This window comes from Enterobacter cloacae complex sp. P18RS (assembly GCF_014982105.1).
Taxonomy (GTDB): domain Bacteria; phylum Pseudomonadota; class Gammaproteobacteria; order Enterobacterales; family Enterobacteriaceae; genus Enterobacter; species Enterobacter hormaechei_C.
The window spans coordinates 26437-49231 of sequence record NZ_JADCKV010000015.1; the positions used below are offsets into that span (position 1 = coordinate 26437).

Below are 22795 nucleotides of genomic sequence, written 5' to 3' on the forward strand. Positions count from 1 at the left end.
CGAGCAGCGCTCAGCACAGGCTCTGCTGAGCGCTTGTTTTTGTTGAATAATTAATCAGATTTTTCCTTCGAGTCTTTACAATTGCCCCAGCGCCCGCCGTTTGTACTCTCGTCTTTTTACTTTGTTCTGCATCAAAAAAATCGCAAACTTGTTTGATGCAAATCACTATATGTAGCACTTAAAATGCACGCCGACCCAACATCTTGTATTTATCGTCTACTATTCCAACAACAAGACGGCGCGAACGCTGGCCGGAATTGTGGATAACACGAGCTGGGCACGCGGGAAGTCTTTGCCGCGGCGAGGAATACGTCCGGTGAATACTTCTCCACCTTTGTGGATAACCTGTTTTTAAAATGGAGTGATCATGACACCGCATGTGATGAAACGTGATGGCTGTAAAGTGCCGTTTAAATCAGAGCGCATCAAAGAAGCCATTCTGCGTGCAGCTAAAGCAGCGGGAGTCGATGACGCAGATTACTGCGCCACCGTCGCAGAAGTCGTTAGCAGCCAGATGCATGAACGCAGCCAGGTGGATATCAACGAGATCCAGACCGCGGTTGAAAACCAGCTGATGTCTGGTCCGTACAAGCAGCTGGCGCGCGCCTACATTGAGTATCGTCACGACCGTGACGTCCAGCGTGAGAAACGCGGTCGCCTGAACCAGGAGATCCGCGGCCTGGTAGAGCAAACCAACTCGTCGCTGCTCAATGAAAATGCCAACAAAGACAGCAAAGTGATCCCAACCCAGCGCGACCTGCTGGCCGGTATCGTCGCCAAGCACTATGCCCGCCAGCACCTGCTGCCGCGCGACGTGGTGTCTGCGCACGAGCGCGGTGAGATCCACTATCACGATCTCGACTACTCGCCGTTCTTCCCGATGTTTAACTGCATGCTGATCGACCTGAAAGGCATGCTGACCCACGGTTTTAAAATGGGTAACGCCGAGATTGAGCCGCCGAAATCCATCTCCACCGCGACGGCGGTCACGGCGCAGATCATCGCCCAGGTGGCGAGCCACATCTATGGCGGCACCACCATTAACCGCATCGATGAAGTACTGGCCCCGTTCGTGGCCGAGAGCTTCAACAAACACCGTAAAACGGCGGAAGAGTGGCAGATCCCGGATGCCGACGGTTACGCCCGTTCCCGCACCGAGAAAGAGTGCTACGACGCGTTCCAGTCGCTGGAATATGAGGTAAACACGCTGCACACCGCCAACGGCCAGACGCCGTTTGTGACCTTCGGGTTTGGCCTCGGCACCAGCTGGGAATCACGCCTGATCCAGCAGTCTATTCTGCGCAACCGCATCTCCGGCCTCGGTAAAAACCGTAAAACGGCGGTGTTCCCGAAACTGGTGTTCGCCATTCGCGACGGCCTGAACCACAAGTTTGGCGATCCGAACTATGACATCAAGCAGCTGGCGCTGGAGTGCGCGAGCAAGCGTATGTACCCGGACATCCTCAACTACGATCAGGTTGTGAAAGTCACCGGTTCGTTTAAAACGCCAATGGGCTGCCGCAGCTTCCTCGGCGTGTACGAAGATGAGAACGGCGAGCAGATCCACGACGGGCGCAACAATCTGGGCGTCATCAGCCTGAACCTGCCGCGCATCGCGCTGGAAGCTAAAGGGAATGAAGCGGCCTTCTGGACGCTGCTGGATGAACGTTTACAGCTGGCACGTAAGGCGCTGATGACCCGCATCGCCCGTCTTGAAGGGGTGAAAGCCCGCGTCGCGCCAATTCTCTATATGGAAGGAGCCTGCGGCGTGCGCCTGAAGGCGGACGATGATGTGTCGGAGATCTTCAAAAACGGTCGCGCATCGATCTCTCTTGGCTATATCGGCATTCACGAAACGATTAACGCGCTGTTTGGCGACAAGCACATCTATGACAACGACGCCCTGCGTGAGAAAGGTATCGCGATTGTGCAGCGCCTGCGCGATGCGGTAGACCAGTGGAAAGAGGAAACTGGCTACGGTTTCAGCCTGTACAGCACGCCGAGCGAAAACCTCTGCGATCGCTTCTGCCGTCTGGACACCGCCGAGTTCGGCATCGTGGAAGGCGTGACCGACAAAGGTTACTACACCAACAGCTTCCACCTCGATGTGGAGAAGAAGGTGAACCCGTACGACAAGATCGACTTTGAAGCGGCCTATCCGCCCATCGCGAACGGCGGTTTTATCTGCTACGGCGAGTACCCGAACATTCAGCACAACCTGAAGGCGCTGGAAGACGTGTGGGATTACAGCTATCAGCACGTGCCGTACTACGGAACCAACACGCCAATTGACGAGTGCTACGAGTGCGGCTTTACCGGTGAGTTCGAGTGCACCAGCAAAGGCTTCACCTGCCCGAAATGCGGTAACCACGATGCAGCCCGTGTTTCCGTGACCCGCCGCGTGTGCGGCTACCTCGGCAGCCCGGACGCCCGTCCGTTTAACGCCGGTAAGCAGGAAGAGGTGAAGCGCAGGGTGAAACATCTGGGGAATGGGCAGATCGGGTAATCCGCTGCCACGTTAATGCCCGGTGGCGCTGCGCTTACCGGGCCTACGGACCGCTCTCTTTTGTAGGCCGGGTAAGCGCAGCGCCACCCGGCGTGGTTATTCGCGATGAACTATCACCAGTACTACCCCGTCGACATCGTCAACGGCCCCGGCACCCGCTGTACCCTGTTTGTATCAGGCTGCGTTCACGAGTGCCCCGGCTGCTACAACAAAAGCACCTGGCGCCTGAACTCGGGTATGCCGTTTACCGCTGAGATGGAAGACCGCATCATCAACGACCTGAACGACACGCGCATCAAACGCCAGGGGATCTCGCTCTCCGGCGGCGACCCGCTCCATCCGAAAAACGTGCCGGCGATCCTGAAGCTGGTAAAACGCATCCGCCGCGAGTGCGCAGGAAAAGACGTCTGGGTCTGGACGGGCTATAAGCTGGATGAACTAAATGCACAGCAGATGGAAGTGGTGGATCTGATTAACGTCCTGGTCGACGGCAAGTTCGTGCAGGATCTAAAAGATCCTATGCTTATCTGGCGCGGCAGCAGCAACCAGGTTGTGCATCATCTGCGTTGAATGAAGGCGGATATCCTCTGTCCGCCTGAACGTCAAAACCGACTCAAACTCTCCATCGCCTCAGCCTTAAACGCCGCAAAATTCTCGCACTGGCACAGGCGCGCCATCGCGCGTTCACGCAGGAAGGTGACAAAGATGTCGTAAATCGCCATTGCCTCTTCGTACTCGCTTTTGCTGATGGCGAGCAGGAAGATGACATGGGCGGTTTCATCTCCCCACTGAATGCCCTGCGGCGCCAGCACGGTGTAGACCACCGTTTTTTGCGCCAGCAGCCCGAGGGAGTGCGGCAGCGCGATGCCGTCGCCGAGCATGGTGCTGACGATGGCTTCACGCTCGATAACCGATTCCAGAAACTCCGCGCCGACAAAACCTTCCCCTTCAAGCTGCCCGCACAGTTCGCGGAACAGCGTTTGCTGGTCGACAGGCTTGTCGAGAATGCGGAAATGGGCCGCGTCGAAGTATTTTTCCAGCATCCACGGGCGGGTGCGATCCACCAGCACCAGCTTGCCGATCTGCTCTAACTGATAATCGGTCGGGAACGGGGCGATCATCACCACCGGTTTGGATTTTTCGCTCACGCGGGCGGTGGAGATCACGAAGTCTTCGCCAATGGCATCGGCAAGCTCGTACTCACGAAGGGTGAGCGTGCGCGTCACCTCAATCTGCGGATATTTACGCTGAAGTACCGCCTCGATCATGCGCACCATCGCGTTACCGGCGTCGCACACCAGCAGCACCCGCGGCTGGCGCTGGTAGCCGATATTGTAATGGCGCTCCAGCCCGACGCCGATATGCAGCACCAGAAAACCAATTTCGTTTTCGCTGATCACATACGGGGTGTATTTGCCCCAGCTCGACACCGCCGCGAGGGTCATATCCCACGCCATCGGGTAGTGCTGCTTGATGTTATCCAGCAGCGGATTGGGGATCATGATTTGATACCGCACGCGGGTAATCATGGTTTTGATGTGCGTGAGCAGATCTGCATGCAGTTGCTCATCGCTCAGCAGGTTGTAGTTATAGTGGGTGTTGATGTAGCGCAGAATGTAGTTGACCAGCGCTTCATCGTCGTCGGCGTTAATGGCGCTGGGGGCGATCTCCTGGATCTGCCGCGCCGCAATGTGCACGCACAGCCAGCTCTCTTCTGACGGCGAAAGCGCTTTGCCCGCCAGCTCCTGGATAGCCACCGCGATATCTTTCGCCGCCTCACGCACGTTCTCTTCCACGTCCTCCGCGTGGAATTCCGGCAGCGGATACCCCTCGCTGATGCGCCGCACCGACACCGCGCAGTACAGGCGCAGGAATAGCTCGCCTTCATCGGTCAGGCGAATGTGATGGCGCGTCAGCGCATCGTGCAGCACCGGCACCATCTTTTCCGCCACGCCCGCGTTCAACGCCACGTCGGTCACCAGCGGGTTCAGGCTGTCCTGCTGCGCCAGCTCCCACAGAAGGTCGGTCAGGCAGGCGCGGATCGCCATCTCGCTGCCAAACAGCTTCATCCCGTGGCGCGGGCGGGTTTCCAGCGTCAGGTTGTAACGGTGAAACCACTCACGCACTTCCACCATGTCGCTCTGCAACGTGGCCCGGCTGACGAACCACTCATCGGCCAGATCCTCCAGCTTGAGGGAAAAGGCTGACGTCAGAAAACGCACCACCAGATAATGCACGCGCTCCGGTCCGGTTCGCGGAATACGCAGCGCGCGCGGGTGGGACGCCTGCAATTGTTGATAGCGCACCACATCATTAATTTTGAGCTGATAGCCGTTGCCCCGGCTCAAAATGAACTGCGCGCCGTGGCTGGCCAGCAGCGCGTTCAGGGCGGTGATATCCGCCCGGACGGTTCGCGTGGAGACCGACAGCCGCTGCGCCAGCTCGTCCTGTGGCAGCGTCTCGTTTTGCAACAGATCGAAAAGTTGCGCTAAACGTTGGTTCGGAAATCGCACGTCGTTGTCCTCTTACTGCTCAGGGTGAAATGACCATCTGGGATGGGCTGCCGACCGGGGTATAGTCTGGCTCGGCGCTCAGCTTGCCGTCCGGCGCCACGCGGAAACGGGTAATGTTGTCGCTGCGCTGGTTCATGACGTACAGCCAGCGACCCTGCTTATCGAGCGTCAGGGTGCGCGGATAGTCGCCGCGCGTCCAGACATCATCCTGATGCGTCAGCGTACCCTCCGCCGTTACGGTAAAGTGCCCGATGCTGTTATGCAAACGGTTAGCGACATACAGCTGTTTCCCGTCGGCGCTTAGCGCCAGCCCGGCAGCAAAACTGGTGCCTTTATAACCGTCCGGCAGGGCTGAAACCGTTTTACCCTCTTTCAACCTGCCATTACTGTCCAGCGCATAATGGGTGAGCGTAGACGCCTCTTCGTTAATCAGCCACAGGGCATCGCCTTTCGGCGTAAAGACGAAGTGGCGCGGCCCGGCCCCTTTTGAGGAGGCGCTGATAAATGGCGGATCGTTCGGAGTCAGCTTCCCGGTTTGATCGTCAAAACGGTACTGATAGATGCGATCCAGCCCCAGATCGGTGGAAAAAACGTATTTCCCGCCCGGATCGGCGGCGATCATGTGCGCATGTGGGCCGTTATGATCGCTGATGGCGAAACTGCCTTCGACGGCAGCTTCCGGCTTCGCCGCGCCCGGTTCGCCTTTGTCCTGATGGGTGTCCGTAGCATCGCCCAGGCTGCCGTCTGCGTTAACGGGTAGCACCGCGACAGTTCCGCTGATGTAGTTTGCCACCAGCAGATGTTTGCCGTTCGGCGTCAGGGAAAGATACACCGGCCCCGCGCCGCCGGAGGACACCTGATTCAGCTCGTTCAGCGCGCCGTTATCACCGATGCGCAGCGCCTGCACCACGCCCTGCTCCACTTCGCTTGCCAGATACAGCGTTTTGCCGTCGTGTGAGACGGTTAACTGCGCGGCGTTCGGCAGTTTGCTCACCAGTGTTTTATCGTTCAGCGCACCGGTTTGCGGATCGACGGTAAAGCGGTACAGCCCTTCACCGTTCGGATTATAGGTACCCACCCAGGCGTACTGGGTTTGAGCGATTGCAGAGGTAGCAAGTAAAGAGAGTGAAGCGACAAGCAGGGTACGGGTGTGCATGGTGGCTCCTTCGGGTGTGTGCGGTTTGTTTCCCCTCACCCCACCCCTCTCCCAAAGGGAGAGGGGGTAAAGGTTCCCTCTCCCGGTGGGAGAGGGTTAGGGTGAGGGGCAGGTTCTACTTAACCAGCTTCTTCGTCATCGCCAGCAGCGTGCGCACATCTTCCGGACGCGTATCACCGCTGGCTTTATCGATAATCGAGCTGTAGATATGCGGGATGATTTTGCTCACGCCCGCATCCAGGGCGATCTGCAAGATCGCCTCGAAGTTCTCCAGATCGATTCCCCCGGTCGGCTCCAGCCAGAAGTCGTGACGGGCGCAAGCTTCCGCCACCGCCTGGTATTCGTCACGGCATTTCAGGCCGCCCATCGGGAAGTACTTGATGGAGCTGCCGCCGAAATCTTTCAGCAGGGCGATAGCGGTTTCAACCGGCACTATGCCGTCCATAGCTGCGCTGCTCAGCGGGCCGGTGGAGATTTTCACCATCCCGACGGTGCCGGTCGGGGAGACCAGACCGTTGACCACGGACTCATTCTGCCCCAGCAGCGCGCGGCTGGTGGCCACGCCGGTAAAGACCTGGTTAACGTGCTGCGGCTGCACCTGGCGGGAGATTTCACTCACCATCGCCGACTGGTTCGGGTCGCCCGCGCCCAGCCCCACGGAGAGCGCATTATCAATCAGGGCTGCGTATTCACGCATGTCCGCAACCGCGCTCGCCACGTCCGGGTAATTTTTGGAGAGCACGCCCACCAGCACATGACCTTCCGCCGCCTCGTAAATGGCGCTGGCGTTGGCCTTTGAGCCTGCCAGCACGTTCAGGCAGACGCGGTCACGGTAAAAGTTGGGGGTCAGTTTCATGCGTTTTTCTCCTGTCCTAATACTTCGCTAATGCGGCGGTACACGATGTTCAGCTGGTCAGCATTCACGCTGCGCACGTCCGCCTCGATAATCCCTTCGTTGGCCTTATAGCCACGGAAGTAAATGGCGTATTCGCCCTGTTTCAGCTTCGCCACCAGATCGCCCGTGCCGACGCCCGTAGCGGCTTCGTCGAACTTAATCTCGGTACGGGCGATATCGCGACCGGCGCTGTCCCAGACCACGCGCGCGGTCACGCCGTTCAGGGTGTTCAACGCGTCGATAAACGGCGTCATCTTCGCCACCATCTCGGCCCCGCTCTCTTTGGTCGCCGTCAGGTAGTGTTCGATGGCGCAGGTCAGGCCCAGGATACCCTCTTTGCCCACTTTCATCGCGCGACCAATGCCCGCCGTCTGGCGCTTCACCCACTCAACGTACTGGGTTTTGCCGATCACCAGCCCGCTGGTTGGCCCTTCGATCGCCTTCGCGCCGCTGTAGATCACCAGATCGGCACCGGAGCGGTAGTAGGCGTGCAGATCTTCTTCCGCCGCCGCATCGACGATCAGCGGGAGATCGTGCTTGCGCGCCACGACCGCCGCCTGCTCGACGCTGAGCATGCTTTTCTGCACGCAGTGGTGCGATTTGATGTAGAGGATCGCCGCCGTGCGCGGAGTGATCGCCGCCGCCAGCTGATCGGCAGAGCATTCGTTGGCGTAGCCCGCCTCCACCAGCTTGCCGCCGCCCAGCGCCACCATGGTGCCCACCGGCGCGCCAAAGTTCACGTTGTGGCCTTTCGGCAGGACGATTTCGTTGTTTTCAATCGGTGTGACGTGCAGGTTTTCCAGCAGCCAGTCGCTGTCTTTCACCAGCACCGCCGCCACGGACTGGGCAATGCCCGCCGACGCGCAGGAGACCACCGTCGCCCCTTCCACCTCCAGCAGCTTCGCGATGTATTCCCCGGTTTTATTGACCAGATCCTTCATCTCGAAATAGTGATTCATGCCGTCCATCGCCGCCTGCACCACTTCCGGGCGCGGCGTGGAGACACCCAGCGCCGTCATGCGGCCAGAGGTGTTGATAACCTGCTTTAAGTTGTACTTCTCATAAATCGAAGGCATGTTCCGTGCTCCCTTGTTCGGTCATGTAGCCCTTGCCCGCGCGGATCGCGGCAAGCGGCATCAGAATGTGTTCAGCCTGTAGGCTGTCGTTTTCGGCATCCGTCAGCACCGTCGGCTGGCGCTTGAGCGTAAACAGCGTCAGATCGGCGTCGAGGCCAGGCTGAATGCGGCCTTTGCGCGTCAGGCGCAGGCCGTCGGCGGCGTTGGCCGTGACACAGTCAATCACCTGCGGCAATGACATGCCGATGGCGAGGAATTTCGACATCACGCTCGCCAGCGAGCCGACCGGGCCGTTAATGCGGTTGCGGCAGTAAATATCCGAGCTGATGGTATGCGGCAGAATGCCCATCGCAATGGCGCGCTTCGCCACTTCAAAGCTGAAGCTCGCCGTGCCGTGACCGACGTCCAGGCGCACGCCGCGCTTCAGCGCAGACGTAATGGAGGCGCGTAGCTCGCCGGAGGGCGTCAGAATGCGGTTAGGCTTGCCGTTGTAGCAGTGGGTGATGATGTCGCCGGAGCTCAGCAGCTCGGCAATCTCATCGAGGTTAGGCGGGTTGTTGCCGATGTGCACCATCAGCGGCAGGTCGCTGTTCTCTTTCTGAATCGCTTTCGCGCGCTCCAGCGGGGTGATGCCGTTTTCACCGACCACGCTGCTGCTCATGCGCGCCTTCAGGCCAACGATAAAATCCGGGTGGCGCGTCACCGCCTGCTTCACCGCATCGGCGTCAATGTTCGCCATGTTGGCCAGCTCGTTCTGGGCGATCAGCCCCACGCGGGAGATGTTCAGCAGGGCAAACACCTCGGTGGAAGCCTTGCGGGTGATAGCGTAAAAATCGTCCACGTCGTCGGCTCCGGTACTGCCCGCGTCCACCACGGTGGTGACGCCGGTGGCAATGCCCACGCTGTCCGGCTCGTCGTGGTAAATCGGGGAGTTCGGGTAGCAGTGGACGTGGGAGTCAATCCAGCCCGCGCTGACGAACACGTCGCCGTTCAGCTCAACCGTTTTGCGGGCGGGAGCGTCAATGTCGCCTGTCGCGGCAATCTTCCCGTCCTGGATGGCGATATCGGTCAGGGTATCGTCGGCGAGGCGCGCACGGCGCAGGAGTAAATCAAACATGAGGATCTCCTGATAAAGCGGGCACCGAAGCGCCCGCGGGTATTAAAGGGCGACCGGGAACAGCCAGCCCAAAATCATTGCGCCGAGGATGGCGCCACCGGTAATCGGCTTCTGCCAGATGTAGAACAGCAGCGCGCCTACCAGGGAACCGACGCCGATTGGAATGGAGGCGGTCATGGCGCTGAGGATAATCAACGGCCCGAGGAAGCGGCCGGAGGCGTTACCCGCGCCCATCATCACATCTGCGCCGTAGGTGGAGTTGCTCTGATTGATGGTGAACTTACGCGCCAGGATGATGACGTAGCCAATCGCCAGGCCAATCACCAGGCCGGTAATCAGCGCGGCAATGAAGTTGGTCACCGGGAACATGATCCCCGCGCCCAGCAGCAGCGCCGGAACGCCGAGGCCCACGCCGGTCTGGATCGCACCGCCGATATCGAGAATACCCACCAGCGAGCCTTCGATAATACGGGCGAACAGGAAGCTAGCACCGAACGCCGCCACCGCGCCGTAGACGCCGGTATCGATTCCCGCTTTCAGCATCGCCACGAAGGCCACTTCGTTAAACGCGCCGATGCCGTAGAGGTAGTACATGTGCGTCCCGGCGAAGACGCCGGAGGAGAGCAGGCCAACGAAGATCGGGAACGACCAGTCGGCATACCAAAAACCTTTATTCTGTTCCATTTAGAGGCTCCTGTTATTTACCGCTGAGCGAGTTGTGGATCATGTCGAGCCAGTTCGGCACGGTCAGATGGAAGGATTCGATCATCTTCATGTCGAAGCCGCGGAAGAAGCCGCTCAGCACGAAGAGCAGAACGATCGCCGCCATCATCACTTTGGTGACGTGGTTCCAGCCACTCTCTTCAACACCTTTACCAATCAGAATACCCAGTACCAGACCCGGTACGGCGTTACCCATGATCAGCTGTGCCGCGCCGCCAAAGATGGTGGCCCAGAAGCCCGATTTTTTACCCGCGTCGATGGCCGCCAGCCAGAAGATCACCGGCATCACGGTGTTGACCAGCAGGTTCGCCGCCGGTACCAGCACCTTCACGGCGGTCACCTGAAGCGCTGCCGGAACGGAGGAGGCGGTCAGGTTAAGGAAGGTCACAACAATCATGCCGATGATGCCGCAGGCAATCGCCATTTTGCGCGGGTCATGCAGCGTTTCACCGACGTTACGGTTTTTAATCATCAGTGCAGCAGCACCCCAGTTCGGGATGATGCGGTGGTCAACGTCCTGTGTGAAGGCACCTGCGGCCACGGAAGAGGCCCAGGCGTTAAAGAAGAAACCTAACCCAAAGGAGAAGTGGGACGCCGGATCCCCTTCGCAGGAGTTCAGTTCCCCCAACGTACGAAACGCGCCCATACCCTGAGTGGTAGGCGCATGAAACATGCGTGCAGCCCCGGCGCCAACACCGACGCCAACCAGGCCGCCAATGATGAGCGATTTTATTAATATAATTAAGAACATCAGTCTGCCCTTTTATGAATAATCAGCGTTGCGTGACGAAATCCACCTGGTCGAGATTGATGGCGGTCACGTTGACGGTCACATCCAGCTCCACGCTGTAGGTGCGTCTTTCCCGGCGCAAAAAGAAGAACAGAAACGCTTCTTTTCGCACCGCTTCTTGCGCCTGAACAACCTGCACATCCTGTGGCTCAATACGCAGTAAGATATGCGGTGAGGCTTTCATCACCGCAGCCTGAACGTGGTTGAGGGCGTCGGCAAAGGCGCGCGCTTTGGCGTCGCCCTTCCCCTTCACTCTCACCGTGGTTGTGAACTGTTCTTTCATGCTTACGCGCCGTATTTCTTCTGCCACGCCTGTACCAGACGCTCGCCCAGCTCTTCTTTATCCATAAAGCCAAAGCCCAGCACGTTGCAGCCTTCGTTTATGGCGGTCACCCCCTCATCCACGGAGCGCATGCCGTATTTGGCCTTGTAGCCATATTTGGTCTGAGCGGTGATGGCGCCCGCGCCGCCGCTGCCGCAGAAGGAGATCCCGAAGGTGGCGTTTTCTGCTTTCATCACGTCACCGAGCTTCATATCCGCTGCCATGCCCGGTACGACAACCGCGCGTCCGCCGGCTTTTTCCACACCCGCAGCCACTTTCTGACCTTTACCCAGGCGATCGCCAATCACGACTGTAATCTGTTCCATGTGTTGCTCCTTAAAGGTTGTCTTTCGCGACTTCGAAGTGAACGGAGAGCAGCCAGGCCTCTTCATCAGGAAGGTTGCCGAACTGCGCTACCACTTCACGGGCGAGTTGCATTGAATCTGGTGAAATTTCGTCAAACAGCTCTGCTTCAACCTCTGGCAGCGGCTCGCCGGTCACGGACCGGTGCGCCATTGCGCGAACGTGGGAGGTCAGCATCTGCTCCTGTACCGCGTTGGGAATGATGTTGTGCCGGGCCAGCAGGGCGTAGACCTGCTGAAGCATGGTGTTCGCGAGCTGTTCTGTTTGCACCGCCTGTTCCCCAACGTCGTTCATTACCGCTCCGTTAATCACTCGTCTTACCCCGTTAATGGCTCTGGAATAAAACTAACGTCGAGGGGGAATTGTTTGTAGCGAGTTGTTTTCCACTTCGAAGTGGAAAGGCGAGCAGCGGCAGTGATCTGTGCCACATAAATGCGGTGAATCTGTATAAATCGCTGGATTTACGTGATGAATATCACGCTATTACGCGGCATTAGTCTGGTAAGCGGAGTGGAAAAGATTACGAGCAGGCTCGTAGAAATGTGACGTGGATAAGGTTTTCTTATGGGGATCCGCTAGAGTGGCGGCGGGTGCTTGAGACTGACCGTCTCAGGCATGGGACGGAAAGTGGAAAGCCCCGCCTGATAAAAAATCAGGGCGGGGGCTCGAAACGACACGTCACACCGTGGAGTTCGCTACCTCGCCCGCTTAAAAGCAAGGAGGCATCCATGAAACGCAGAAACCCAAGTATCGGGGTTTTGATGATTATTTCTTTGACAATAATCATCTTAACGCTGGTGACGAGGAAAACACTGTGCGAGATCCGTTTTCGTAACGGCTCGCTTGAAGTGACAGCGCGGATGGATTGTCGCTCCGGCAAGTAGGGAGCAACGATGCGGGGGCGCATTATGCGCCTCCGCATACGGGGAGAGGACGTACAGCTCAGGCACCCAATTAACGATACTTTTTGTGGTACGTGTTGCGGGTCGCGACAAACTGATCGGCTGCCGCCTGGGCTTCTTTCACTTTGCCTTCGTTCGCCAGCTTCAGCGCGCCGTCAATCTGGCCGACCAGCACGTCAAAACCGTGGCGGTAGTCTTTCATCTCGGCGCTGTCTGCCGCTTTGCTTTCCAGCTTCGGCGGCGTCGCTTTTTGCGCATCCAGCGCGGCTTCACGCATTTTAGTCAATGCGTCTTTCATGTCCGCCGCATTGTCCGTTTTCTGCACCACCTTCAGGTTTTCACTGAGGATGTCCATGTTGTCTTCGAGATCGGCAGCAAACGCAGACGAGCCAAGAACCAGCGTTGAAGCCGCGACGATCGCTAACAGGTGTTTACGCATTGCTCACTTCCTTTTTTTATTATTAATCACGCTTTTACGGGGATTATTGCCCGGCGATTTTCATCTCCGGCAGTAATACAGAACCACACTGAATATTGCTGCGTGTTTCAATATCGTTACCGACCGTAACAATATTGCGCCACATGTCCTTCAGGTTGCCGGCGATGGTGATTTCGCTCACCGGATACTGAATTTCACCGTTTTCGACCCAGAAGCCCGCTGCACCGCGAGAGTAGTCGCCGGTGATACCGCTCACGCCCTGCCCCATCAGCTCGGTGACCACCAGGCCGGTGCCCATCTCTTTCAGCATCTGTTCAAAATTCAGGCCCTGTCCGGCAATGCGCCAGTTATGAATGCCGCCCGCGTGCCCGGTGCTTTTCAGCCCCAGCTTACGCGCGGAGTAGTTGGTCAGCAGCCACTGGGTCAGAATGCCGTCTTTCACGATATCACGACGTTCCGTGCGCACGCCTTCGCTGTCGAACGGCGTAGAGGCCAGCCCTTTCAGCAGGTGTGGGTGCTCTTCGATGGTCAGCCATTCCGGCAGGATCTGCTTGCCCAGCGAGTCGAGCAGGAAGGTCGATTTACGGTACACCGAACCGCCCGCAATCGCTCCCACCAGATGACCAAACAGGCCGGTTGCCACTTCGTTGGCAAAAATGACCGGCGCTTTCATGGTGGAGAGTTTACGCGGCGAAAGGCGTGACAGCGTGCGTTCGGCGCACGCTTTTCCCACCCACTCCGGAGACTGCAAATCTCCCAGCGCGCGGCCAATGGTATACGCGTAATCACGCTCCATATCGCCGTTTTCTTCGGCGATGACGCAGCTGGAAAGCGAGTGGCGGGTTGAGCAGTACCCCTGCAACATGCCATGGGAGTTACCAAACACTTTAATGCCGTAGTGGCTGTTAAAGCTGCCGCCTTCGGTATTGGTGATGCGTTTGTCAGCCTGCAAAGAGGCCTGCTCGGCTCGCGCGGCCAGCTCAATGGCTTCATCCGGCGTCACTTCCGCGGGATGGAACAGATCGAGATCCGGCGCGTCAAACGCCAGCAGCTCTTTATCGGCCACGCCAGCGTAAGGGTCCGGGGAGGTGTAACGCGCGATATCCAGCGCCGCCTGCACCGTACGGGCGATGGCATCCGGGCTCAGATCGGTAGACGACGCGCTGCCTTTACGATTCTGGTGATACACCGTGATCCCCAGCGCGCCATCGCTGTTAAATTCTACATTCTCCACTTCGCCATAGCGGGTGCTCACGCTAATGCCGGTGGTTTTGCTGACCGCCACTTCGGCGCCATCTGATTTACCTGAAGCGAGCGTCAGCGCGGTGGAGACGGCTTCTTCCAGGATCTTACGCTGCGCTTCAACTTGTGAGGTTACTTTCATCGCAAATGCCATACTGTAAGAGAGAGTTAAGTGAAGTCTAACAGAGAACCGTTTTTCAGTGCGCGTCTTAACTGGTAACATTAGCCTCTTTTTTTAAGGAGCCTGACATGACTAAGCAGCCCGAAGACTGGCTCGACGACGTTCCCGGTGATGACATCGAAGACGAAGATGATGAGATCATCTGGGTCAGTAAAAGTGAAATTAAACGTGACGCCGAAGAGTTAAAACAGCTTGGCGCAGAAATGGTAGAACTGGGTAAAAACGCGCTGGATAAGATCCCGCTCGACCAGGATCTGCGTGATGCCATTGAACTGGCACAGAAAATCAAGAAAGAAGGGCGTCGCCGCCAGCTTCAGCTTATCGGTAAACTGCTGCGTCAGCGCGACGTGGAGCCGATCCGTCAGGCGCTGGACAAACTGAAAAACCGCCACAATCAGCAGGTTGCGCTGTTCCATAAGCTGGAGCAGATCCGCGATCGTTTGATCGACCAAGGTGATGACGCGGTACCTGAAGTGCTGAACCTGTGGCCGAATGCCGACCGCCAGCAGCTGCGATCGCTTATCCGCAACGCGAAGAAAGAGAAAGAAGGGAATAAGCCGCCGAAGTCTGCGCGCCTGATTTTCCAGTATCTGCGCGAGCTGTCTGAGAACGAAGAGTAATCTGTGCGGGTTTGCGCCGGATGGCGGCGTAAACGCCTTATCCGGCCTACAAGGTCGTGCGAAAAAATGTAGGCCCGGTAAGCGCTAGCGCCACCGGGCTTTTTTTACTCTGCGGCTGCGGCTTTCTTCGCCAGACCGTCCAGCAGCTTCTGATGGATCCCACCAAACCCACCGTTGCTCATCACCAGAATGTGATCGCCAGGCTGTGCGGCTTTCACCACCATATCCGCTAAGACATCCACGTCCGCACTCCAGTGCGCCGGCTGAATGCAGGCGTCTGCCACTTCGGCCACCTGCCACGGAATATGCTGCGGTTGCAGCAGGAAGACCTCGTCGGCACGCCCTAAGGACGGTGCGAGATCGTCTTTGCAAATACCCATTTTCATGGTGTTCGAACGCGGTTCCAGCACGGCCAGAATGCGCGCGGTGCCGCCAACTTTGCCACGCAATGCGGCAAGCGTCGCCAGAATGGCCGTTGGGTGGTGCGCGAAATCGTCATACACGGTAACGCCGTGGGCTTCACCGCGCAGCTCCAGACGGCGACGGGCGTTGATAAACGAGCCCAGCGCATTGGCGGCATCCGCAGGCAGTACGCCCACGTGACGCGCCGCGGCGATCGCCATCAGGCCGTTGTGCATGTTGTGCTCGCCCACCAGGCCCCACTTCACCTCGCCCACTTTCTCACCGTCGAGCAGCACTTCCCATTCGGAGGCATCCGCGTTGAGCTTTTTCGCCTGCCAGTGCCCCTGCTCGCCAACCAGCTCCTGCTCGCTCCAGCACCCCATCGCCATAGTCTGCTTCAGGTTGATGTCGTTCTCCGGCAGGATAATGCGGCCCTGACCCGGAACAATGCGCACCAGATGGTGGAACTGTTTCTGAATCGCTTTCAGGTCGTCAAAGATATCCGCGTGATCGAACTCAAGGTTGTTGAGGATCAGCGTGCGTGGGCAGTAATGCACGAACTTGGAGCGCTTATCGAAGAACGCGCAGTCGTATTCATCCGCTTCAATCACAAAGAACGGGCTGTCGCCCAGACGCGCGGAGACGTCGAAATTCCCCGGTACGCCGCCGATCACGAAGCCCGGCTTGTAGCCGCAGGCTTCGAGGATCCAGGTCGCCATACCGGCGGTGGTGGTTTTGCCGTGCGTCCCGGCAACGGCGACAACCCAGCGGTCGCGCAGGACAAAATCATGCAGCCACTGCGGGCCAGACATGTACGGGATATTGCGTTCCAGCACCGCTTCAACGCATGGATTCCCACGGGTCATGGCGTTACCCACGATCACCAGATCCGGCTGCGGCTCCAGCTGGCTGGCGTCATATCCCTGAATCAGAGAAATTCCCTGCTTCTCGAGCAGCGTGCTCATCGGCGGATACACATTGGCGTCCGAACCTGTCACTTCATGGCCCAGCGAGCGCGCCAGCATTGCCAGTCCGCCCATGAAAGTGCCACAAATCCCCAATATATGAATGCGCATACGTCAATATCCTTCTTCAATGTGGCGCACATTTTACTCACATGTCAGCGGCTGTGAAACGCATTTCAGGTAAATCCGTATTTTGCTGGCGCGATTCACCTCTGCGCTAATATTTGAATGTTTGTTAAGATTGTTGGACATCAACCGCTTTACTCAACATAAGATGCAGGGAAAGTGTTATGAAAACGTTAGGTGAATTTATTGTCGAGAAGCAGCACGAGTTCTCTCATGCTACGGGTGAGCTCACTGCTTTGCTGTCGGCAATAAAGCTGGGCGCTAAGATCATCCACCGCGATATCAACAAGGCCGGTCTGGTCGATATCCTGGGTGCCAGCGGTGCCGAGAACGTTCAGGGTGAGGTTCAGCAGAAACTCGACCTGTTCGCCAATGAAAAACTGAAAGCTGCACTGCGCGCGCGCGACATCGTTGCGGGTATCGCCTCTGAAGAAGAAGATGAGATCGTCGTATTCGAAGGGTGTGAACACGCGAAATACGTTGTTCTGATGGATCCGCTGGACGGCTCCTCCAACATCGACGTTAACGTTTCTGTCGGTACCATTTTCTCCATCTACCGTCGCGTCACGCCGGTTGGCACACCGGTGACGGAAGAAGACTTCCTGCAACCGGGCAGTAAACAGGTTGCTGCCGGTTATGTGGTGTATGGCTCGTCCACCATGCTGGTGTACACCACCGGCTGCGGCGTACATGCCTTTACCTACGATCCGTCCCTGGGCGTGTTCTGCCTGTGCCAGGAGCGTATGCGCTTCCCGGAGAAGGGCAACACCTACTCCATCAACGAAGGCAACTACATCAAATTCCCGAACGGCGTGAAGAAGTACATCAAATTCTGCCAGGAAGAGGATAAAGCCACCCAGCGCCCATACACCTCGCGCTACATCGGCTCGCTGGTGGCGGATTTCCACCGTAACCTGCTGAAGGGCGGTATTTACCTCTACCCAAGCACCGCCAGCCACCCGGACGGAAAACTGCGTCTGCTGTACGAATGCAACCCGATGGCGTTCCTGGCCGAACAGGCAGGCGGCAAGGCGAGCGACGGTAAAGAGCGTATTCTGGATATCGTGCCGGAAAGCCTGCACCAGCGCCGTTCATTCTTCGTCGGCAACCGCCATATGGTGGATGACGTTGAACGCATGATCCGCGAATTCCCGGACGCGTAACGCACGAAAAGGGGAGCCAGGCAGGCTCCCCTTTTTTTCAGGCCGTTTGCATCGTCAGCTTGAAGGAGGCCATCGCTTCCATCAGCTCGCGCGACTGTTCCTCCAGGGAACGAGTTGCCGCAGATGATTGCTGGACCAGCGCCGCATTTTGCTGCGCCGTTTCATCCATCTGATTGACGGCGATATTCACCTGCTCAATACCGCGGCTCTGCTCCTGGGACGCCGTCGCAATTTCACGCATCAGTTTGGTCATACGCAGTACTTCGGTGGCGATCTCGTCCATCGTCTCACCGGCCTGCTGCGCCAGCTCGCTGCCCTCGTTCACGTGGGTTTGCGAATCGCTGATAAGCGAGCGGATCTCTTTCGCCGCATCAGCACTGCGGCTGGCGAGATTACGCACCTCACCCGCCACGACCGCAAAACCTCGCCCCTGCTCACCCGCACGCGCCGCTTCAACGGAGGCGTTCAGCGCCAGAATATTGGTCTGGAAGGCAATGCCGTCGATGACGCTCAGGATATCGGCGATGCGCGCCGAACTGCCGGAGATGTCGCGCATCTTCTCAATGACATAGCAGACCATTTCACTGCCGTGATCGGCGGTATCGGAGACCGACTTCGCCAGCTGGTGCGCCTGCTCGGCGTTATCGGCGTTAAGTTTCACCGTGGCGGTGATCTCTTCCATGCTGGCGGCCGTCTGCTCCAGCGAGGTGGCGGTGGATTCCGTGCGCTGGGCCAGGTTCATATTCCCGGCCGTCAGCTCGCGGCTGCCGGTATCAATCTGCGAGCTGGCGTCACGCACCCGCAGAACCGAGTCCATCAGCGACTGGCGCATCCCTTCGATCGCCGCGTTAAGGCGATTAAATTCCTGGCTGGCCGGCGCGTTCAGGGTATGGGTTAAATCCCCGGCCGCCACATGTTCCAGCTGGGCAATCGAGGCTGAAAGCGGCTTGAGCAGCATATGGCGCAGCACCAGCCAGGCCAGCACGATAATGCCAGCCGTCAGCAGCGCCGCGACGATAATCAGGATCAGCACGCGGGTTTTACTCGCCTGCACGGCGCTCACCTCCGCTTTACCGCGCGCCTCGCTCCATGCCTGGAACGCCTGCATATCGTTATCAAACTGCTTCGCCACCGGGACCAGCTTGTTTTCCAGCAGATCGTAATAGCTGTCCGCGCTTTGCTCGTTCAGGGCTTTCAGCATCGGGCTGATACCCTGCTGGTTGTACACCGCCAGACTCGCGGCAACGTTATCCAGCAGCTTTTGCCCCTGCTCATCCGCCACGCCGCTGCCGATCACGTCCTTCAGCGTTTTCTGTGCCAGCGCCACTTCCTGGTTAATGGTTTTGACCGCCCTGGCCGCATCGTCCAGCAGGCCGACCTCCATCATGCGGACGGCCTGCCCCGCTTCGTTACGCGCGCGCAGGATCAGCGTATAGCCGGCATTCAGCTGCACCATCTGTTCACCCTGAAGATGATTGATGCGCTGGAGAGAAGCGGAACTTTGTGTAAGGGCATAAATGCCGATGCCGCTGACAATCAGCAGCAGAAGGGTCATAACGGCCAGTAAAGAGAGCAAGCCGGTACGAATCGATAGCGTTTTAAGCATGATGTTATTTCCGGTAGCGAGATATTTCTGGGCATAAAAAAAGAATATCGGCCGCTACCGGAAAATGTTTAGAGTTCAAGCAATTTCAGCATGTTATCGCTCTGTTAAAGATGTATTCACCCGGGTAACAGGCGAGCTCTGGCGGTTCTCCCACAGCACCGTCAGGCCGCGCTGGAGCGCGATAAAAATAAACAGCAGAATGCCGATGGCGATTTTGGTCCACCAGGAGCTGAGCGTGCCGTCGAAGTTGATATAGGTCTGAATCAGCCCCTGGATCGCCACGCCAAACAGCGTGCCGAGGACTGTCCCCACTCCGCCGCTGAGCAGCGTACCGCCAATCACTACCGAGGCAATGGCGTCCAGCTCAACGCCCACCCCCGCCAGGGCATAGCCTGCCTGGGTATAAACCGAGAATACAATCCCCGCGAGGGTGGCCAGCCCGGTCGAAAGCATGTAGATGCGAATAGTCGTGCTGCGCGTGGAAATTCCCATCAGGTTCGCGGACGTGGCGCTGCCGCCAATGGCATAAACCTGGTTACCAAATCGGGTACGGTGGGCGAGGAAGATCCCGATCACCACCACGCCCAGCATCAGCAGCCCCATTGCGCTCAGGCGCCCCCCGCCGGGGATTTTCCACGCCAGACTGGAGAGCGTGTCGTAGATCGGATGGTTAATCGGAATTGACTCCTCCGACACCAGATAGCTCACGCCGCGCAGGAAAAACATCCCGGCGAGGGTGATGATAAAGGCCGGAATTTTCAGCGCATCGATCAAAAGCCCCATAAAGGCGCCGAACGCACAACCCATGACCAGCACCAGCGGAAAAGCCAGCAGCGGCGAAATCCCCCAAAAGCCAATCGCCTTGGCAAGGAACACGCCGGTAAAGGCGATCACCGACCCAACGGAGAGGTCGATCCCGCCGGAGAGGATCACAAACGTCATGCCGACGGCGATAATGCCTAAAAAGGCATTGTCGGTCAGGATGTTGCAAATCACCCGCGTGGAGGCGAAGCCCGGGAACTGGGTCAGGCAATAGAGGTACCCCAGCACGAACACGCCCAGCGTGATCATTAACGGCAAATTACGTTTTATCATGACCGCGGTTCCCCTTAATGAGAGTGATAAAGCGCGGCGACTGCACGATAAGTACGATAAGCACCACGACCGCTTTGACGACCTGATTCAGCTCCGGCTGGAACCCGGAGAGCAAAATACCGGTATTCATACCCTGAATAATCAACGCCCCCACCACCGAGAGCAGCAGATTAAAACGTCCGCCCATCAGCGATCCACCGCCGATAACCACCGCGAGGATCGCATCCAGCTCGAGCCAGAGTCCGGCGTTATTGGCATCCGCTCCGCGAATATCGGCGGCCACGATCACCCCGGCAATCGCAGCACAGACGCCGCTCAGCACGTAAGTCAGCATCACCATCAGCCGCGTATTTACCCCGGCGTTTTTCGCGGCCCGAATGTTAATCCCCACCGCTTCGATGAACATCCCGAGCGCCGTTTTGCGGGTGAAAAGCCAGAACACCACCAGCGTCACCAGCGCGACGATCACCGGCGTCGGGAAGAACAGAAAATTACCGCTGCCTATCCACGCCAGGCTCGGGGAGTTAAAGGTGACGATTTGACCGGAGGTGATAAGCTGCGCCACACCGCGCCCGGCCACCATCAAAATCAACGTCGCGACAAACGGCTGGATCTTGAGCACTGCGACCAGAATGCCGTTCCATAGCCCGGCTAATACACCGGAGCCCAGCGCGGCCAGCAGAACCACCGGCAGGCTGTGCCCGGCGACGGTCATCGAGGCGGCGGTAGCGCCCGCAATCGCCATTACCGCACCGACGGAGAGGTCGATCCCGCCGGTGGCAATGACCAGCGTCATACCAATCGCCAGCAGCGCCACGGGCGCGGCACGGTTTAAGATGTCGATCGGGCTACCAAACAGGCGGCCATCCTGCACGACGATCTGAAAGAAATGCGGAGCCACCAGGCTATCCACCAGCAGCACCAGCAGCAGCGCCACGATTTGCGGCGTGCCGGTCGGCCAGGTGAAGCGGCGCTTCGCTTCGCCAGTTTGCGAAAGAGAACGGGACATCACATTTGACTCCTTACGCCGCGATGGCATTCATGATCGCCGGAACCGACAGTTTATCCAGCGGGATCTCTGCCACCTGCCTGCGATCGCGCATGATGATGACGCGATCGGCATAGCCGACCAGCTCCTCCAGCTCAGATGAGATCACCAGCAGCGCCAGACCGTCGGCGCAGAGCGTTTCGATAAGCCGGATGATTTCGGCGTGCGCGCCCACGTCGATACCGCGCGTGGGCTCGTCGAGGATCAGGAATTGCGGCCTGGTGAGCAGCCAGCGCGAGAGGAGAACCTTCTGCTGGTTACCGCCCGAGAGGAACTCGATGGGCTGTTCCGCGCTCGGGGTACGTATACCGAGCTGGCGGATGAAGCGCTCGGCAATCGCGTTCTGCTCGCGCTTAGGGATCGGACGCAGCCAGCCGCGCTGGGCCTGTAGCGCCAGAATGATGTTTTCCCGCACCGAGGCGGCGGCAATAATCCCGTCCGTTTTCCTGTCCTCCGGGCAGAAGCCCACGCCGAGGCACGACGCCTGATGCGGTGAACGTAGCGTTTGTGGTTTGCCTTTGATCAGCGCCGTTCCGCTGTCGGCAGGTTTGATCCCGAAGATGACTTCGGCGGTTTCGGTGCGCCCGGAGCCTAACAGCCCCGCCAGACCCACAATTTCACCGGGGCGTACCTCGAGGTTAAACGGCGCGATGGTCCCTTTTCTGCCGTAATCGTGAAACGCGGCGATCGGTTTTTCGCTCAGCAGCGTACGGCCCGCGCGCTGAAGCGCGTTGGTCTCGAGCTCGCGGCCCAGCATCATTTTGACCAGCTCTATCTGCGGCAGCTCGCGGGTTTCCCGGCAGCCGACAAAGCTGCCGTTGCGCAGCACCGTTATACGGTCGCTCACCTCGTAAACCTGATCGAGGAAATGCGTCACGAAAATCAGGCTGACGCCCTGATTACGCAGCTGGCGCATCAGGGTAAAAAGCATCTCCACTTCCTGGGTATCGAGGCTGGCGGTGGGTTCATCGAGGATCAGCACTTTCGCCGAGAGATCGATAGCGCGACAGATCGCGACGATTTGCTGCATCGCTACGGAAAAACGGTTCAGCGGTTCGCGCACGTCGAGAGAGAAGCCATACGATTCCATCAGCTTCGCGGCGCGCGCTTCCATCTCTTTGCGGCGCAGCAGGCCAAAACGTCTGGGTTCGCGGCCAATAAACAGGTTATCCGCTACCGACATGTTTGGCAGCAGGTTCACTTCCTGGTAGACCGTGCCGATCCCCAGTTGCTGGGCATGCGCGGTGTTTTTGGGCGAAATGGCGTTACCTTCCAGCCAGATAGCGCCGCGATCGGCGTGATAGACCCCGGTCAGGGTTTTAATCAGCGTCGACTTCCCCGCCCCGTTTTCGCCGAGCAACGCCATGATCTCCCCACGCCGCAGGCTGAAATCAACGTTATCCAGCGCCTTAACGCCAGGGAAAAATTTACTCAGGCCCTCTGTGCGGAGGATTTCCTGGTGTTGTTCGGTGGTCATGGTTTCCCCCTGCATCAGGCCGGATGACGCTACGCTTATCCGGCCTACAAAAGAGCGTATCGTAGGCC

The 22795-nt window shown here is 58.2% G+C and carries 22 protein-coding genes; 5 read left to right on the forward strand and 17 right to left on the reverse strand.

What is annotated here, in order from left to right; all coding sequences use genetic code 11:
• Positions 1 to 367: 367 nt before the first annotated feature.
• On the forward strand, positions 368 to 2506 hold the full coding sequence (nrdD, locus tag INF61_RS11990; RefSeq protein WP_015572514.1) for an anaerobic ribonucleoside-triphosphate reductase: 2139 nt from the start codon (positions 368 to 370) through the stop codon (positions 2504 to 2506).
• 105 nt (positions 2507 to 2611) lie between these two features.
• Positions 2612 to 3076, forward strand: coding sequence for an anaerobic ribonucleoside-triphosphate reductase-activating protein (gene nrdG / locus INF61_RS11995; protein WP_193547786.1), 465 nt, complete (start codon positions 2612 to 2614; stop codon positions 3074 to 3076).
• 32 nt (positions 3077 to 3108) lie between these two features.
• On the opposite strand, the gene INF61_RS12000 is transcribed toward nrdG, so the two are convergent.
• From INF61_RS12000 to INF61_RS12045, 10 genes are all read right to left on the reverse strand, one after another.
• A complete protein-coding gene (locus INF61_RS12000; protein WP_017383912.1) occupies positions 3109 to 5019 on the reverse strand; it encodes a transcription antiterminator in 1911 nt (636 codons plus the stop codon).
• Between the two features lie 19 nt (positions 5020 to 5038).
• On the reverse strand, positions 5039 to 6175 hold the full coding sequence (locus tag INF61_RS12005) for a lactonase family protein (protein ID WP_045911372.1): 1137 nt from the start codon (positions 6173 to 6175) through the stop codon (positions 5039 to 5041).
• A gap of 115 nt (positions 6176 to 6290) precedes the next feature.
• Positions 6291 to 7031 carry a KDGP aldolase family protein gene (locus tag INF61_RS12010; RefSeq protein WP_015572511.1) on the reverse strand — a complete coding sequence of 247 codons (741 nt, stop codon included), beginning with the start codon at positions 7029 to 7031 and terminating at the stop codon, positions 6291 to 6293.
• Entirely contained in the window at positions 7028 to 8146 is a 1119-nt protein-coding gene (locus INF61_RS12015) for a DgaE family pyridoxal phosphate-dependent ammonia lyase (RefSeq protein ID WP_015572510.1), read from the reverse strand. Before INF61_RS12015 ends, INF61_RS12010 begins: the two co-directional genes overlap by 4 nt.
• Entirely contained in the window at positions 8130 to 9263 is a 1134-nt protein-coding gene (locus INF61_RS12020; RefSeq protein ID WP_039271920.1) for an amidohydrolase/deacetylase family metallohydrolase, read from the reverse strand. Before INF61_RS12020 ends, INF61_RS12015 begins: the two co-directional genes overlap by 17 nt.
• Positions 9264 to 9305: 42 nt before the next feature.
• Entirely contained in the window at positions 9306 to 9947 is a 642-nt protein-coding gene (locus INF61_RS12025; protein ID WP_015572508.1) for a DUF4310 family protein, read from the reverse strand.
• 13 nt (positions 9948 to 9960) lie between these two features.
• The gene (locus tag INF61_RS12030; RefSeq protein WP_006810337.1) at positions 9961 to 10737 is read right to left on the reverse strand and encodes a DUF4311 domain-containing protein; all 777 of its coding nucleotides are present in this window, start codon (positions 10735 to 10737) and stop codon (positions 9961 to 9963) included.
• Between the two features lie 22 nt (positions 10738 to 10759).
• Entirely contained in the window at positions 10760 to 11059 is a 300-nt protein-coding gene (locus tag INF61_RS12035; protein ID WP_006810338.1) for a DUF4312 family protein, read from the reverse strand.
• A 2-nt stretch (positions 11060 to 11061) separates the two neighbouring features.
• Entirely contained in the window at positions 11062 to 11424 is a 363-nt protein-coding gene (locus INF61_RS12040; protein WP_006810339.1) for an SFCGS family glycine-rich protein, read from the reverse strand.
• A gap of 10 nt (positions 11425 to 11434) precedes the next feature.
• Entirely contained in the window at positions 11435 to 11773 is a 339-nt protein-coding gene (locus INF61_RS12045; protein ID WP_026080657.1) for a PRD domain-containing protein, read from the reverse strand.
• A 416-nt stretch (positions 11774 to 12189) separates the two neighbouring features.
• Here INF61_RS12045 and INF61_RS12050 point away from each other — a divergent pair, with 416 nt between their 5' ends.
• The gene (locus INF61_RS12050; RefSeq protein WP_017383916.1) at positions 12190 to 12345 is read left to right on the forward strand and encodes a Hok/Gef family protein; all 156 of its coding nucleotides are present in this window, start codon (positions 12190 to 12192) and stop codon (positions 12343 to 12345) included.
• 70 nt (positions 12346 to 12415) lie between these two features.
• On the opposite strand, the gene cybC is transcribed toward INF61_RS12050, so the two are convergent.
• Together cybC and pmbA are read right to left on the reverse strand one after the other, a co-directional pair.
• Positions 12416 to 12802, reverse strand: coding sequence for a cytochrome b562 (cybC, locus tag INF61_RS12055; RefSeq protein ID WP_010427378.1), 387 nt, complete (start codon positions 12800 to 12802; stop codon positions 12416 to 12418).
• Between the two features lie 43 nt (positions 12803 to 12845).
• Positions 12846 to 14198, reverse strand: a complete 1353-nt coding sequence (gene pmbA, locus INF61_RS12060) for a metalloprotease PmbA (protein ID WP_015572506.1) — start codon at positions 14196 to 14198, stop codon at positions 12846 to 12848.
• A gap of 95 nt (positions 14199 to 14293) precedes the next feature.
• On the opposite strand from pmbA, the gene yjgA reads away from it, so the two are divergent.
• Entirely contained in the window at positions 14294 to 14845 is a 552-nt protein-coding gene (yjgA, locus tag INF61_RS12065; protein ID WP_017383918.1) for a ribosome biogenesis factor YjgA, read from the forward strand.
• A gap of 104 nt (positions 14846 to 14949) precedes the next feature.
• On the opposite strand, the gene mpl is transcribed toward yjgA, so the two are convergent.
• Positions 14950 to 16323 (reverse strand): UDP-N-acetylmuramate:L-alanyl-gamma-D-glutamyl-meso-diaminopimelate ligase, encoded by a 1374-nt coding sequence (gene mpl / locus INF61_RS12070; protein WP_017694649.1) that lies wholly within the window; start codon positions 16321 to 16323, stop codon positions 14950 to 14952.
• A 179-nt stretch (positions 16324 to 16502) separates the two neighbouring features.
• Between mpl and fbp the strand changes: the two genes are divergently transcribed.
• Entirely contained in the window at positions 16503 to 17501 is a 999-nt protein-coding gene (fbp, locus tag INF61_RS12075) for a class 1 fructose-bisphosphatase (protein WP_003856070.1), read from the forward strand.
• 37 nt (positions 17502 to 17538) lie between these two features.
• On the opposite strand, the gene INF61_RS12080 is transcribed toward fbp, so the two are convergent.
• The 4 genes from INF61_RS12080 to ytfR all read right to left on the reverse strand — a co-directional run bounded on the left by INF61_RS12080 (position 17539) and on the right by ytfR (position 22727).
• Positions 17539 to 19107 carry a methyl-accepting chemotaxis protein gene (locus INF61_RS12080; protein WP_015572503.1) on the reverse strand — a complete coding sequence of 523 codons (1569 nt, stop codon included), beginning with the start codon at positions 19105 to 19107 and terminating at the stop codon, positions 17539 to 17541.
• A gap of 93 nt (positions 19108 to 19200) precedes the next feature.
• Positions 19201 to 20202, reverse strand: coding sequence for a galactofuranose ABC transporter, permease protein YjfF (gene yjfF / locus INF61_RS12085; RefSeq protein ID WP_017383921.1), 1002 nt, complete (start codon positions 20200 to 20202; stop codon positions 19201 to 19203).
• Positions 20189 to 21214: a galactofuranose ABC transporter, ATP-binding protein YtfT gene (gene ytfT, locus INF61_RS12090; protein WP_017383922.1), complete on the reverse strand. Its 1026-nt coding sequence runs from the start codon at positions 21212 to 21214 to the stop codon at positions 20189 to 20191. Before ytfT ends, yjfF begins: the two co-directional genes overlap by 14 nt.
• A gap of 10 nt (positions 21215 to 21224) precedes the next feature.
• Entirely contained in the window at positions 21225 to 22727 is a 1503-nt protein-coding gene (gene ytfR, locus INF61_RS12095; RefSeq protein WP_047637823.1) for a galactofuranose ABC transporter, ATP-binding protein YtfR, read from the reverse strand.
• Positions 22728 to 22795: the final 68 nt, after the last annotated feature.